This window comes from Streptomyces sp. V1I1, from assembly GCF_030817355.1.
Classification (GTDB): domain Bacteria; phylum Actinomycetota; class Actinomycetes; order Streptomycetales; family Streptomycetaceae; genus Streptomyces.
The window spans coordinates 5,165,099-5,180,202 of record NZ_JAUSZH010000001.1 but is presented as its reverse complement, the minus strand read 5'-3'; the positions used below and the strand labels follow the sequence as shown (position 1 = coordinate 5,180,202).

Below are 15,104 nucleotides of genomic sequence, written 5' to 3'. Positions count from 1 at the left end.
ACGTAAGACGTGGCCGCTGAACGCGTACGGCTCGCCGTACGTACTCAACGACACCTCCCCCAGGTGGCTGGGCGCGTGACCGTACCGCAGGGACCGGTCACGCGCCCAGCGCGTGTGCCACCGTGTAGATCAGCAGGCCGGCCAGCGCGCCGACCACCGTGCCGTTGATCCGGATGAACTGCAGATCCCGGCCGATGTGCGCCTCGATCTTGCGCGAGGTGTGCTCCGCGTCCCAGCTCGCGACCGTCTCCGAGATCAGCGAGGTGATCTCGGCACGGTACGTGGTCACCACGTACACCGCCGCGTCCTCCAGCCACCCCTCCACCTTCGCCTGCAGCCGGCTGTCCGTCGCCAGCCGCGCGCCCAGCGACAGCAGCGAGGCGCGGGCGCGCAGCCGCAGTTCGCTCCGGTCGTCCTCGGCCGCCGAGATGATCATGGTGCGTACGGAGGACCAGGCCGAGGCGATCACGTCCTGCACCTCCGAACGCGACAACAGGTCCGACTTCATACGCTCCACCCGCGCCCGGGTGTCCGTGTCCGACTGAAGGTCGGCCGCGAAGTCCGTCAGGAAGCGGTCGATCGCGCCGCGCGCCGGGTGGGCCGGCATGTCGCGCATCTCGGTGACGAAGCGCAGCAACTCCTTGTAGACGCGCTCGCCGACCTTCTTGTCCACGAACCGCGGGGTCCAGCCCGGCGCCCCGCCCTCGACCGCGACCATCACCGAGTCCCCGTGGAGCACCAGCCAGTCGGCCGCGCGGGCGCAGATCAGGTCCACCGCGCGGTGGTGGGCGCCGTCGGCGACGACCTTGTCCAGGGTCTTGCCTATTCCGGGGGCGATCTCCGCACTGTCCGCGCGGCGTGTGATCGCCTCGCCGACGACGGCCTGGACGTCGGAGTCGCGCAGCACCGTCAGCGCGCCGCGCAGTGCGGTGGACAGCTCGGCGGTGACCCGGTCGGCGTGGGCGGGCTCGGCGAGCCAGGCGCCGAGGCGGCCGCCGATGCTGAGTGCGTGCAGCCGGGCGCGGACGACATCGCCGGAGAGGAAGTTCTCACCGACGAAGGAGCCGAGCGTGGAGCCGAGCTGGTCCTTCTTGTTCGGGATGATCGCGGTGTGCGGGATGGGCAGGCCCAGGGGGTAGCGGAACAGCGCCGTGACCGCGAACCAGTCGGCCAGTGCGCCGACCATGCCCGCCTCCGCGGCGGCCGCGACATAGCCGGTCCAGCCGCCCAGCCCGGCGTTCTTCCCCCAGGTGGCGAGGATGAAGATCAGCGCGACGAACAGCAGCGCGCCGGTCGCCGTCGCCTTCATCCTGCGGACGCCGCGCATCTTCTCGGCGTCCGCCTCGGTGAACGCGAAGGAGGGGAGGGGCGTGCGTGCGCGCACCCCGGCAGACCGGTCATCGGCAGACCGGCCATGGGCAGACGGGTTCGCGTCGGCGCGGCCGCCCTCCGTCAGCACCGGCCGTTCCGGTCCCGTCCCTTCCGGTCCTGTCCGTTCCCGTTCTGCACGTTCCGGTCCTGTACGTTCCATCCGCTCCACCCATCCGCGCGCGTCCCGTACGCAATAGTGCCTACCTCAGGTACTCCCGGGGCGCACATCGAGTTCCCACGACATGTCGCATGATGTGCTCATGCACAAACGCCGCGGGTACGCGACCCTCGCTGCCCTCACCGCCGTCGTGGTCCTCATTTGCGGCGCGATATACCTCGGAGTCGGGTCCGCACAGGGCCGGACAGCCGTCCGTACACCCGCCGCCGCGCCCGCGGTCTGGGTCGGCACCTGGTCCGCCGCCCCCGTCGAGGCCGCAGCCACCACGACCGGCACGGCTCGCACCACCGCCGGCCGCTCCATACGCAATGTCGTCCACACCAGCATCGGCGGCGTCGCCGCCCGGCTCACCCTCTCCAACCTTCTCGGCCGCCGCCCGCTCGAGATAGCCCACGTCTCGCTCGCCGTCCGCGCGGGCCGCGGCCCCGCCGCCGTGCCCGCCACCCTGCGCCGCGTGACCTTCCAGGGCGCCGAGGCCGTCACGATCGCGGCAGGCGGCCAGTGGGTCAGCGACCCCGTCGTGCTGGAGATCCCGCACGACAGTGATCTGCTGGTCACGGTGCATGCCGCCGACGGGCCCGTCACCATCCACCCACGCGCGCGCCAGACGTCGTACGTCGCGGACGGCGACCGTACGCAGGACGTCAGCGGGGACGCGTACACCGGCAGGACCCGCGCCTGGCACCACCTCACCGCCGTCGACGTGCTGACCCGGGACGCACGAGGCGCGGTGGTCGTCGTCGGCGACTCGATCACCGACGGGGTCACATCCACCGCCGACGCCAACCGCCGCTGGCCGGACGTCCTCGCCGACCGGCTGGCCCGCCGGGGCGCGAGCCACTACGGCGTCCTCAACCAGGGCATCAGCGGCAACCGCCTGCTCGCCGAAGGCCGCGGCCCCAGCACCCTCGCCCGCTTCGACCGCGATGTGCTCGCCCGGTCCGGGGCCAGGACCGTGATCGTCGCGATCGGCATCAACGACCTGCTGCACTCCCCGCGTACCCCCACCGCCGACACGATCACGACCGGGTTCGCCGAACTCGCCCACCGGGCACACGCACGCGGCCTGCGCGTCATCGGCGCGACGCTGCTGCCCTGCGGCGGACACCGCCGCTGCACGCCCGCCGTCGAGTCCGTACGCGACCAGGTCAACGCGATCGTCCGCGCGGGTGGGATCTTCGACGCGGTCGTCGACTTCGACCGGGCGCTGCGCGACCCGTACGCACCGAACCGGCTGCGCCCGCGCTACGACTCGGGCGACCATCTCCACCCGAGCGACGCGGGTTACGCACGGATGGCCAAGGCGGTGGACCCGGCGCGGCTGTGACGGCGGGCTCACGCCGCCCCCAGCAGGCACTCCCGGAGCGGCCCCGGCTCACCCCCGCAGGCACCCCCGGAGCGAGCCCCGGCTCACCCCCGCAGGCACTCCCGGAGCGGGCCCGGCTCACCCCCGCAGGCCTTCACCCCGGACGACGGCACACTCCCCGCTCAGTCGAGCTCCTTGCGGTCGCCCTTCTCCAGCCGCCCCCGCTTCTCCTCTTCGCGCTCCGCCTTGAGCCGCTGCTTCTCCGCCCGGGTGCGCTTGCGCTCCACGCCCACGCCGCCCATCAGCGCGAAGCCGGAGACGATCACGCGCGGCGCCGCCGGGTCCGGTCTGCCCTCGCCCTGTTCGCCGAAGCCGCCCATGAAGCCGATGCCGTTGACCTCGACGTTCAGGTCGGGCGGCACGACGATATTGACCCCGCCCATGATCGCGATGCAGCGGATCACGGTCACCCGGTCCTCGAAACGGGCTTCCCGCAGGTCGAGTTCGCCGCCGCCCATCATCGTGAAGCTGGTGAACCTACGGGCCACCGTCCAGGTGCCCTTGCGTACGAAGCCGCCCCAGAAGGCGAAGGCCCCCTTCGAGGTGGCCGGGCCGCCGACGCGCTCGGCCCAGCTGCCCGTCCCGGCGGCGACCGCCGGTGACGCCAACACCGTGCCCGCCGCGGGAAGGTCGCTGACCAGTGGCTCCAAGTCGCCGTGCGTACGTGCCTTGTAGGCCGCGTCGAGGCGCTGCTCGAACTCCTCCATGTCGAGCCGCCCCTCCGCCACCGCATCGCGCAGCCGCTCGGCCACCCTTTCGCGCTCGGAGTCCGAAGCGCGCATTTCAGGGAGTTCGCTCGTCATGGTCAGCAGCCTAGTCAAGCCCGCGCCACGCTTACAGCCCCGGTTACAGCCCCGACCTCTGCGCTAAAGCCCCGACCTCTCCGCGTACATTTTCGCGATCACCGCCTCGATGTCCGGCTCCCGCACCGACAGGTCCACCAGCGGATATGTGTCGGCGAGCGCGGCCACCAGCGGCGCCGCCGACTGGGAGGCGGGGAAGGCCAGCCACTGGCGGGGGCCTTCGACCTTCACCGTACGAGCGGAGTCGAGGACGATCGGCGGCAGCTCGCGCTCCAGGTCCACCACCAGCGTCCGCTCGCTCTCCCCCACCTCATGGAGCCCGGCGAGCGCCCCGTCATACATCAGCCGCCCGTGGTCGATCACCATCACGCGCTTGCACAGCTGCTCGATGTCGGTCAGATCGTGCGTCGTGAGCAGCACCGTCGTGGCCCGCTCGGCGTTCAGATCCCGCAGGAAGTCCCGGACCCTCGCCTTGGAGATCACATCGAGACCGATGGTCGGCTCGTCCAGATACAGCACCTCGGGGTCGTGCAGCAGCGCCGCCGCGATGTCGCCGCGCATCCGCTGCCCGAGCGAGAGCTGGCGCACCGGAACGTCCAACAGCTCGGCCAGGTCCAGGAGTTCGACACAGCGGTCGAGATTCTCGCGGAACCGCTTGTCGGGGATCCGGTACATCCGGTGCACCAGGCGGTACGAGTCCTTCAGCGGCAGGTCCCACCACAGGGTCGTACGCTGCCCGCAGCACATTTGCACAGAAAGTGGTCAATTGTTACACTAAGTAACAGGAGATCACGCAGTGCAACCACAGCTCAACATCATAGAAAGGGTCCAGCGGCGTGACCTCACCGGCCTAAAGATAGCCGGATTGGTGCGTCTCTCCTTTGAGCTCCTGGACGATGCTGACTACAACGGCCCGGTACTTACTGGCGCTGACATCAACAACCGTGAAGAGCAAGAGCGGTTGTGCCGCGAGTACATCGAGCGGTTCGGCGGAACCTATGTCGGCACGTACAACGAACCTGATACGTCCGCTTGGAAGAAGCGGCGCATCAAGCAGCCGGACGGCAGTCACAAGTACCGTGTCATCCGGCCCATTCTCTATGGGGCACTGGATGACCTCAGGGCCGGACGGCCGGTTTCCAAGCACTTCATCCCGGCCGAGGGCTTCGACAAGCTCACCGCCGCAGACGGCATCATCGTCTATGACCTGGACCGCCTGACGCGCGATCAGCGCACGCTAGAAGACATCATCGAGGTGGCCGAGAACTACACCCGGCCGTTCATCGACATCACTGGATCGCTTGACCTCCTGACGGAAAACGGCCGGGACAACGCCCGGATGCTCGTCACCATGGCGGGTAAGTCGTCCAGCGCTTCAGCCCGTCGCGGTAAGACCAGCCATCTAGCGCGTGCCATGCGCGGCATACCCGTTGGTGGTAACCGGCCCTTTGGCTGGGCAGACGACAAGCGCACGGTCATCCCCGAGGAAGCCGAGCAGATCCGGCAAGCCGCTAAAGACGTGCTCGCTGACATCAGCCCCACAACCATCGTGAACAAGTGGAACGCAGCTGGTAAGCGGACAACCCAAGGCAATGAGTGGCGCCGCCGGACTCTGATCCTGATGCTTCTCTCGCCCCGTATGGTCGGTTGGCGCGTCCACGGTCCTGCTGAAATTCCACCCCACAAACGCTACCTCACGGGTCCGGATGGCGAACCAGTCAAAGGTCAGTATGACGGCATCCTCAAAGAAGAAACGTGGCATGCCGTCGTCGACAAGCTCACTAGTGATGACCGGCCTGGAGCTGGTGTCTATGTCGGGCGGCTCAAGTATGAACTGTCCGGCATAATCCGCTGTGGCAACTGCGGACGACCCATGACCGGACAAGCCAAAGCCAATAACCGCTTCGACTACGTCTGTAAGCCGCCCGCCTATTACGGCGGGTGCGGCAAGGTCGCGGGATCCGGCATAGCCATCGACAAGCTGGCTCAGGATCTGCTTTTCGCCCGGTACGACGAGCACAAGGTAACCGTTGAAGTTGGGCCATGGCCGAAGGCCGGTGAGCTAGAGCAAGCCAAGACAAAGAAGGCTGGCCTACTGGCTCAGTTCAAGGAGAACGCCGACATGGGCGCGTACATCTGGCCGGAGATCCGGAAGCTAGACAGCGAAATCGCGGACCTTATGAAGGACCGCAGCAAGTACATCCGGCAAACCGCCGGGCCCAAGGTAACGAGTATCGCCGAGCAATGGCCCGATCTGGCACTAGAGCAGCGTCAAGCCATCTACAGCGAGACCTTTGCGGCCATCATTCTCAACCGAGCCACCCGAGGCAGTAACCGGTTTGATCCGTCCAGGCTTCAGGTTATTTGGCACCAAGAATAGTGGCTACGCGCTTCCACCGCTTAGGACTGATAGCGGGTGCATTAGCTAGCTGCTGCTTGATCCAGTCCTGAGACGTTGGTATACCCTGCGCCTCATCGCTTCGGCGGTGGGGCGCTTTTTCTGTCTGCTGCTTCATGCCGGGGCTCTATTAACTGCCCTTATTTTACACCGGAGTAGCTTCTATTCCCAGGGGCCGGCTCGCCGTGAGCACTAGAGTTGTTCAGGCATGAAAAGGGCCTCCGTAAGTGAACACCTACGAAGGCCAAGTCCCGGGGAAGGGTAGGGGATGCCCTCCCCCGGGACGACTGGGGATCAGCTAGAACCGGAGCCATTGGCGGCGGCGGCCTGCTGCTGTTGCTGCTGCTGGGCCGCGAAGTACCGCCGGACGATGTCGTCGGGCACACGGCCCTTGGGGTTGACCTCAAGTCCGTTTTCTTCGGCCCAGGCCCGGACGGCTTGCGAGTCGTAGTCGCCATAGGCGAGGCCGAGTTGACCGTTACCGCCGTTGGCATAGCGCCGTGCGCCGACCTTGGGGTCTACCAACCGGGCTACCTTGTTGTACGGAGCCAACGCGTCGCGCAGCTTCTTGCCGTTGGGGGCGGACAGGTCGATCTCATAGAACTGACCATCTATGCCGTACGTGATGGTTTCGGCCGCCTCCACTTTGGGGTCGAGGTCGTCAAGCGTTACTACCTTCTTCGCCATCTTCCGTTCCTAACGGGTAGAGGGGGAAAGCTTCAGCGTCGGGTTCGTCGTTCAGGTAGTCCCGCATATGGGGATCGCAGGACAGCATGCCCAGGTCCATATAGGTGATGAGCCATACGGCCGCGAACGGGCATAGGTAAAGGTCTACCGAACCGGGGATCACCCCGATGTATTCGCATCGTTGTCTACTCTCAGCCATTGCTCATGGTGCCGCCTTGACGGGAGAGAACACGCGGACTGGTGCCGGTTAGCGGTCGCCATGACGCCAAGGCCGGCGGACGCCTAGATGAAGCGCTAGCGCCGTTGATACGGGCCGCAGTTCCAGCCCTTTGAAGGTGCTACCGCCCGGCGAAAATGGATCCACGGGACGGCCATACTTGCCACTTGTCAAGAACGTTTAACACTAGTGACGCTATAAATAGTAAAGTACCTAGCTAGGAAAAACCTTAGCTTCGAGTACCAAACATATACCGAAAACGCGACTCATTTTCAGCAGTACTTCTAATGAATACCTCAGCTGGACGAGTCACGATGAAAGGCTACAGTTGGCTTGGGTAGGGGATTTTAACGGCCGCCTATCTGTTGACTGATCGGGACGGCGCCAGCGCCGAGTCAGCAGTAGCGCGCAACTGACTTAGCAGCGCCTCTTGCGGCGAGTGATGTATAACTGGACTGCGGCCCGAATAATCTCGCTGATTAGCCTGACCCAGTCGTGAGCATTTAATGAATCCATGCCCTTCTCCTGCTTATTTTCTATGACGCAGGGAGTATGTGAAGGGCTGGACTACTTTGTTGTGTGACTGGCTTCAATCGGCAGTTCTTACGCGTCCAGATGATTGCTAGGCCTGAAAATGTGCAATGTACGACGTAGATTTGATGGCTTTCTAAAGCCCCTATCCGAGTTTCTACGACCAAAAAGAAAAACGCCGATGTGTGGTCGGCGTTTTTCGCGTGGTTATTGCCGCCATCGTCCCTATGCAGGGTGGAGGTCGCGGCAACATCTCTACGTTATCAATCTGCCTACGCCTTAACAAGGGCATTTTTCCACAGGTCGATGATGCCAGTGAATCATAACCGTGTTCAGTTTTAGTCCCCGCCATCTGTTGAATACCGGTTTTTGACTTACCTGAGTAAAAAAGTATTGCAACGCTTCCACTCACTAACTTAGAATTAGTTTAGAGAGAGTGGAATAATAACTTTGTGGAGGCTCGAATGAGCATGAAGCGATCGGTCCGCAGGTATGTCGCCAAATCTAGGGCGGCATTTAATTTTGCCAAATTTGGCCGTACTCGACGGCCACTGACGGAGCCGGCCGGGCCGGTTGCTAGCGGCTTACGCCGCTTCGTTCTGGTCGCGATGACGACCCTCGTGCTGCTGTCTGACGGTGGCACCGCGCTGGCCTTCAGCTTCGACGCCTTCAACAGTAAGCCCAATCTCAAGCCACTGGCCGTTGATGCAGCAACACCCTCTGATTCCCCTGCTAGTACGGGCGTTACCAAGAAGGACCATGACACTTCCGTGGGCGGCGGCCTAAGTGCGGATGCGGAAACTCGTCCTGGTCCTGGAGCTAAGCAGGCTCATAAAGAGCGGACGCCGGTGAAGGAGCTCAAGAATGAGTACACCCCACATGACAAGGTGACTCTCAACAGCGATGGCACCAAGACGGTTAAGCACAGCGTTGGCGTAACTAACTTCCGTTCGTCGGACGGCGCTTGGCATGACGTCGATACCACTCTCCGCCAAACCAACCTATTCCCTGCTACTTGGCAAACCACTTCCAACTCATGGACCACGACCTTTGCCCCGGCTGGCCTCGGCAGCGGCATCACCATTTCTGATAATGGTAGCTCGGTCACCTTTGGTCCCAAGACCAAGAAGTTAGTGGACCCGGTCGTGACGACTGAAGGATCGATGCAGCTGGTCACCTACCACGAGGTTTGGCCTGGCGTTGACCTCGAATTCCTGGTTACGAGTACTGATCTCAAAGAGACCATCATCATCAAGCGCCCCGGTACCGCCACGAGCTTTGACTTCAATGTTGACGGCGCAACCCTCGCAGCCATAGCCGACAAGCCCGGCTGGTTCCAGGTAAAAGATGCCCTACAGGGCCAGTTCATTATTCCCGCCCCCACCGTGGCTACTGCCACGGGAGGCGTGATTGGTGACGCCCCCTATGCAACCCAGTCAGTTCAGGGCTCGACCCTCAGTGCCACGTTGAGCGAGTCATGGCTTGCCGAGCAACCGAAGAGCGTTTACCCGTTGCGGGTAGACCCAAGCTTTACTGGCTCGACTGGTAACAACTACGTCAGCTACAAGTCAGACGGCTACGTTTGCAGCCCCGGTCAGGGTTGCGGAAATAGTGTTGGAACTGTGACGGGGCCGCTCAATCACTGGCGCTTCGTTACCTCGATGAGCTTCCCGTCGAGCACCTTTTCCGGTAAGTACATCCAGTCCGCCTACCTCCACGTAGAAATGCCGAGTTGCGGCAATAGCTACGGCATCTGTGATCCGACCAACACCTACGTTAATAAGGCGGCCTGCTGGGGTTACAACTGCGTGGATACCGCCTACGGCGAAGGCTACCTCTGGACCGGCACCTGGGGGAATGTTGATGTAACCACTCTTTACCGCAACTTGCAGGCAGCTGGCCAGTGGGATGCGCCCCTGATCGTACGCGGCATGGAAGCCACTTGGACTACCTACAAGCTATTTGCTCACGACCGCACTTTTACCACGATCACTTATGACACTCAGCCACCGATGGCGACTCCTGCCAGTGACGCGCCTGGCGATGGCTCCGCCGTTGTAACCACGCAGCCTATGCTTTCGGTGAATCCAGTCAGCGACGCCGAGGGCGAGCAGGTCTATTACTACTACCGCGTCAGTCCCAATCCGGACGCCGAGAAGGGCCCCGTTGCTAACTCTGGTTGGGTGACCACTCCTAACTGGACCATCCCCGACAACATCCTTGAAGACGGAACTACCTACTACTGGCATGTCTACACTTGGGATGGGTATACCAATGTGCCCAATACCGCTCCTAACTGGGTACGTTCGTTCAGAGTGGATATGCGCAATGGAAAGAACGCTACCCAGGTATCTGATGACTTTGGTGGTGTAAGTACCGACCTTGCCACAGGGAACTTGGCAACGAGCGCCACTACACACGGCTCGGCTGCATTGGGTGGTTCGTTGGGCGTGGGCTTGAGCTATAACTCCCCGCTTAGGGCTCGCTCTGGTCTGACGGCCCAATACTGGAACGATACGGCCCACAACGGCACCTTCTCGGGTAATCCACTGGTGACGCGAGTTGAGCCCAATATCAATACCTACTGGGGCAACGGTGCTAGCAGCTCGCCCGACCCCGCTATCACTGCTGACTACTTCTTGGGTCGTTGGACGGGATACTTTGTAGCCCCACAAACTGGCAACTACCAGTTCAACTGCTCCGCGGACGATGGCCAGCGCCTATGGGTGAATAACACTCAACTCCACGACCAATGGACTTCGTGCAATACGCCGTGGAGTGGCAACATCGCGCTGACCGCCGGCCAGGTTGTACCTATCAAGGTTGAGTTCCGGGAGATCGGCGGCGGTGCAGGTATCTGGCTCCGCGTAAAGACGCCAGACAGCGTCGATCAGGTAGTGCCTAACGCCTGGCTGCGAACCGATCCTCAACACATAACCAACAACCATGGGCTCGTGGGCCGCTACTTTGCCGACAGTGGAAGCCATACTTTCCCGGCTGACAACAACGCCTTCATGGTGCGTAATGATCCGCTGGTGAGCTTCGATTGGGGCAGCGGTGGCGCGACTTCAGGTGCACCAACCGACAGCTTCATGGTGCGCTGGACTGGTTACTTTATGCCGCCCACGAGCGGCAACTACACCTTCGGCAGCACAGCCGATGACGGTACGCGCATTACGGTAAACAACACCCAGGTGCTCAGCAACTGGAGTGACAGCCCTGGTACCAACTACGGCTCGGCTATTGGCCTGACGGCCGGTGTGGCTGTACCGGTTACATTCGAGTACTACGAGAATGGCGGCGCGGCTACGGCGAACCTCCTAGTGAAGACGCCCGATAACAGCACCGGCCAAGTAGTACCTAGCAACTGGCTTCTGACCAAATCATCGGTCGTGCCGGACGGTTGGAACCTATCTACGAGCGCAACTGGCAACCTCAGCTATGACCGCCTGAAGGTTAACCAGAACAGTGTGGTGTTGACTGACTCGACCGGTATGACGCACGAATACACCGCGCTCGGCGGAGGTGCCTACAAGCCACCAGTGAACGAGGCCGGTGTACTGACTCGTAATTCAGACGGCACACTCACCTTGCAAGACAGCGACGGTAGAACGTATGTCTTCAACACCGATGGCACGCTTCAGTTAGCAACCACGGCACCGGATGACCGGCAGCCGGCCGCACTCCAGTACACCTACTCAGGAACGCCGTCTCGCCTCAGTCAGATCACTGATGGTGTGTCCTCATCCCGCTGGATGAAGCTCTACTACAGCGGCGACTCCAACTGTCCATCCGTGCCAAGCGGCTTCACCGCCTACTCCTCGACGGCAGGCATGATGTGTGCCGCGGCGACCAATGACGGCAACGTCACGCAGCTGCTCTATGTGGTAGATGGCAGCGGTAACCCGCGCCTGTCGCGCATCGTGAGGCCCGGCAGCGAGCTGACCGACTACGGCTATGACGCCTCCGGCCGCCTCACCCAGGTGCGGACGAGCGTTGCCAATGACGCAGTACTGGCGAGCATCCGGAGCCAGGATGGCACCGAAGTGACGCAGATCGCCTATGACGTCTTGGGGCGTGTTTCCGGAGTGACTCTGCCTGCCGCCACTGGTGGGGCCACTCGCCAGGCTCACAGCTATGACTACCAAGTCGGCCACACCAAGATGAATGTAGCCAATGCCACCGAGCCCAACGGCTTCAGCCGCAAGGTGGCTTATGACGCCACTTACCGCACCACCACCGATACCGACATCGCCAACCTGACTGCCACCACCGAGTGGGATGCGTCCAAAGACCTGGTGCTGTCGACAACTGACACGACTGGCCTCAAGAGCACCACGATTTACGACTACGCCGATCGAGCCACCGACCAATACGGGCCAGCTCCAGCCTCTTTTTATGGAACGAACCGCATTCCTACCAGCTACTACCCACTCGTTGTTCCCCATGTCAAGACTGGCTATGACGAAGGCATTAATGGCCTGGCGGCTGCCTACTTCGATGTAGCCACTTCAGCCAATGGCACTGGAACTACATCTAAGTTGCTGTTTGGCGCCCCCAAGAGCCACCAGACCGGCGTCGGAACGAGTAACGGCGATGTGGTGAAGACCTGGGGCACAAGCCAACCGATTACGCCAAGCCAGTCAACTTACGGCTGGGGCGTAAGTCTGACGGGCTCCATTAAGTTGCCAGAGACTGGCAGTCACACATTCAAGGTTAAGTCCGATGATGGTGCCCGACTCTGGGTTGATGACACGCTCGTAGTGGACGACTGGAATGACGGAAGCTATGAGGACCATGCTGCAATCCAGACGTTCAATAATGCCACGGCCAACTCATGGCACCGCGTCCGGCTTGACTACTACAACAAGGCGGTCGGATCAACCTTAGATACGGATGCCCATTTGGAGCTGTTTAAGACCGCTCCCGGTGGTAGCGAAACGAGCGCCTTGGGCTCCCTCTTAACGCCTCGCTATGGTCTGACCACAAGCCGCACGGTATATGATTCAAGCTCATCTGTCGGCACTGTTACGACGAGTACCAATTATGGCGCTAACCCTGAGCTCAGCTTGGCCAGTGCTACGACTCTCGACCCTGCAGGCTTGAGCTACACCGGAAATAGCAACTATGAGGTCCAGGGCGCTACCGGCAGCTTCCTTCGCCAGACAAACAAAGTACTCCCTGGCGGTACTACGACCAGCTACACCTACTATGGCGCGACTGATATACGGGATAACCCCTGTACTACCGGCACGACTGAAGCCTTTAAACAGGCGGGCATGCTGAAGCTGAAGACCGAGGCTGACCCGGACGGTGCCGGTTCTCAAACCAGCCGGTTAACTGAAACAATCTACGATGACGCGGGTCGGACGGTAGCCACTCGCTACAATTCCGATGCCTGGACATGCACCACATATGACAGCCGCGGGCGTATTACTCAGGTGGCCGTTCCTTCACTGGGCGCAGGCAAGCCGGCTCGGACGATCACAAACAACTATGCCGTTAGTGGTAATCCACTCGTGATAAGTGCCTCCGACTCGGAGGGCACCATCTCGACCACCGCTGACCTGTTAGGCCGGACGGTAAGTTACACCGATGCCGAAGGCAATACGACTACAACCACTTATGACACCCTCGGCCGCCTCAGTAGCCGAACCAGTCCACTTGGTCTTGAGGAGTTCACCTATGACAGCTACGGTCGCCTGTCGGCCCAGAAGCTCGACAGCACCACTTACGCTGTGCCGTCATACGACGCGTACAGCAGAATGAGCGGTGTCACCTACCCCACGGCTGGCTCATTGGCGCTGGCCATTAGTCGCGACAGTTTTGGCCGCGTGGCGGGTAAGGACTACACCTTGGGTAACGGTACGACCCATATTACAGATTCGGTCACCCGGAGCCAGTCAGGCCAGATCATCTCTGGAACTGAGCTCGGCGCATCCAAGTCCTACGCCTATGACAAGGCGGGCCGCCTAACCTCTGCCACCGTTGGCGCAAACTCCTGGAGCTACGGCTTTGGCACTCCGACCGCTTGCACTGGTACCTACAACGTTAATGCGGGCAAGAACTCGAACCGTACCAGTCAGACGGCCACTGTGGGCGGTGCCACGACTACCACAACCTACTGCTACGACAACGCCGACCGGCTAGTATCGTCCAGTGACGCATTGGTAAATGGCGCTGTCTATGACGCTCACGGCAACACGACAACTATTGGTACTGGCACGACGCCACTGCAGTTGATCTATGATTCCTCTGACCGGAATACTGGCCTTGAGCAATATGACGCCAATGGCTCTGGTTTCGCTGAGTATTACAGCCGCGACGTCCAAGGCCGGCTCGTCTGGCGAGGCCGAGACAACATCACCAACTGGGATTGGGTATCGCAGCAGTACTACGCATTTGGCTACACCGGATCCGGTGATGCTCCTAGTTTTGTGAAGAACGATTCTGGAAGCACCATTGAGAAGATTCTCCAGCTGCCTGGCGGCGTGACCTTCAATATCCGAAGCAACTACACGGTGTCCCTGCCCAACTTGCATGGCGACGTCATGGCCACCACTAACGCTAGTGGAGCCCAGACCGGCACCTTCCAATACGACCCATTCGGCAAAGTGTTAAGCAGTATGCCGAGCAACGCGACAGGTACGACTTATGGCTGGGAGGGACAGAACCAGAAACTCACTGAAAGTGATTTTGCCCTCGCCCCAACACAGATGGGAGCTCGGGTTTACCTGTCTAGCATTGGCCGCTTCCTGCAAGTTGACCCAACGGATGGCGGCGTGCAGAACGCCTATGTCTATCCGCCTAACCCGTTGCGCTCCCAAGACCTTGACGGTAATAGTAGTACGGCCGAAGAGGTGTTTGCAAATATGGGTGAAAACGCCAGTTCCATGGGCTTATGGCTCGACGGCGGGTTGGTTGGTCTTGGCATTTTTGCCTGTGTGGTCGGAGCGATTGCCTGTGCAGCGGGTGCCGCATTGGGCATAGCAGTGGCATCGTCCATAGCATACAGCAGTACCAGAGACTGGGCGTGGGCTGGTTTCGCAGGCGCAACAGCTTATGGTTCTGGCTTGTTCGGTGGCTATATCGGCAAAAAGATGACAGAACATTTAATCGGTGCCATTGCGCCAAGTATTGCGTCCAAGGCTGGACAGGGGGCAAGTCAAAGTGCCAAAAGCAAGCGAGTCGTGGCCGCCAAGCAACGGATAAATGCAGTTGCGGGAGGAGTAAACTCATATGCGATAGGCAAACTACCACCAAGTCCACCATCGCGTCGACCGCCAAGCATTTTGAGCGGCAATAAAGGATCAGCGTACAATAACATGGTGCTTATAATTTCCGGCCGCTACTTCTAGACCCCAGACCGCCTCACCCGCAGGTGTTAGAATAGAGCATTTAAGAGTAAGAATAGGTAAACCATTGAAGCTAGCTCCCAATTTATCACCCCACGACTCGATTCGAGCCTGTATCTGCGGACATTCAAACGAAAAGATGAATGTAAATCTGAGCTCAAAGAGGCGTGGAGCCGTCTTGCTCATCGGCTCGTTAGT

General features: G+C 61.2%; 6 protein-coding genes and 1 pseudogene. 3 read left to right on the top strand and 4 right to left on the bottom strand.

Annotated features, from left to right (window positions below; genetic code table 11):
- Positions 1-97: 97 nt before the first annotated feature.
- A complete protein-coding gene (locus tag QFZ67_RS24330) occupies positions 98-1,540 on the bottom strand; it encodes a DUF445 domain-containing protein (RefSeq protein ID WP_307663190.1) in 1,443 nt (480 codons plus the stop codon).
- A gap of 91 nt (positions 1,541-1,631) precedes the next feature.
- Between QFZ67_RS24330 and QFZ67_RS24325 the strand changes: the two genes are divergently transcribed.
- Positions 1,632-2,876 carry an SGNH/GDSL hydrolase family protein gene (locus QFZ67_RS24325; RefSeq protein ID WP_307663189.1) on the top strand — a complete coding sequence of 415 codons (1,245 nt, stop codon included), beginning with the start codon at positions 1,632-1,634 and terminating at the stop codon, positions 2,874-2,876.
- A 161-nt stretch (positions 2,877-3,037) separates the two neighbouring features.
- On the opposite strand, the gene QFZ67_RS24320 is transcribed toward QFZ67_RS24325, so the two are convergent.
- Together QFZ67_RS24320 and QFZ67_RS24315 are read right to left on the bottom strand one after the other, a co-directional pair.
- The gene (locus QFZ67_RS24320; protein ID WP_307663188.1) at positions 3,038-3,718 is read right to left on the bottom strand and encodes a DUF1707 domain-containing protein; all 681 of its coding nucleotides are present in this window, start codon (positions 3,716-3,718) and stop codon (positions 3,038-3,040) included.
- Between the two features lie 63 nt (positions 3,719-3,781).
- Positions 3,782-4,456 (bottom strand): annotated as a pseudogene (locus tag QFZ67_RS24315) (ATP-binding cassette domain-containing protein); the annotation flags it as partial.
- Positions 4,457-4,514: 58 nt separating this feature from the next.
- On the opposite strand from QFZ67_RS24315, the gene QFZ67_RS24310 reads away from it, so the two are divergent.
- Positions 4,515-6,098 carry a recombinase family protein gene (locus QFZ67_RS24310; RefSeq protein WP_307663187.1) on the top strand — a complete coding sequence of 528 codons (1,584 nt, stop codon included), beginning with the start codon at positions 4,515-4,517 and terminating at the stop codon, positions 6,096-6,098.
- Positions 6,099-6,410: 312 nt separating this feature from the next.
- Here QFZ67_RS24310 and QFZ67_RS24305 read toward each other — a convergent pair whose 3' ends face one another.
- Positions 6,411-6,803: an Lsr2 family protein gene (locus QFZ67_RS24305; RefSeq protein ID WP_307663186.1), complete on the bottom strand. Its 393-nt coding sequence runs from the start codon at positions 6,801-6,803 to the stop codon at positions 6,411-6,413.
- A 1,212-nt stretch (positions 6,804-8,015) separates the two neighbouring features.
- Here QFZ67_RS24305 and QFZ67_RS24300 point away from each other — a divergent pair.
- Positions 8,016-14,909 (top strand): PA14 domain-containing protein, encoded by a 6,894-nt coding sequence (locus QFZ67_RS24300; protein WP_307663185.1) that lies wholly within the window; start codon positions 8,016-8,018, stop codon positions 14,907-14,909.
- Positions 14,910-15,104 lie beyond the last annotated feature (195 nt).

Excerpts from the sequence above, each read along its gene's own strand:
- QFZ67_RS24325 (WP_307663189.1), top strand. The coding sequence starts at position 1,632 with ATGCACAAACGCCGCGGGTACGCGACCCTCGCTGCCCTCACCGCCGTC.
- QFZ67_RS24320 (WP_307663188.1), bottom strand. The coding sequence starts at position 3,718 with ATGACGAGCGAACTCCCTGAAATGCGCGCTTCGGACTCCGAGCGCGAA.
- QFZ67_RS24305 (WP_307663186.1), bottom strand. The coding sequence starts at position 6,803 with ATGGCGAAGAAGGTAGTAACGCTTGACGACCTCGACCCCAAAGTGGAG.
- QFZ67_RS24300 (WP_307663185.1), top strand. The coding sequence starts at position 8,016 with ATGAGCATGAAGCGATCGGTCCGCAGGTATGTCGCCAAATCTAGGGCG.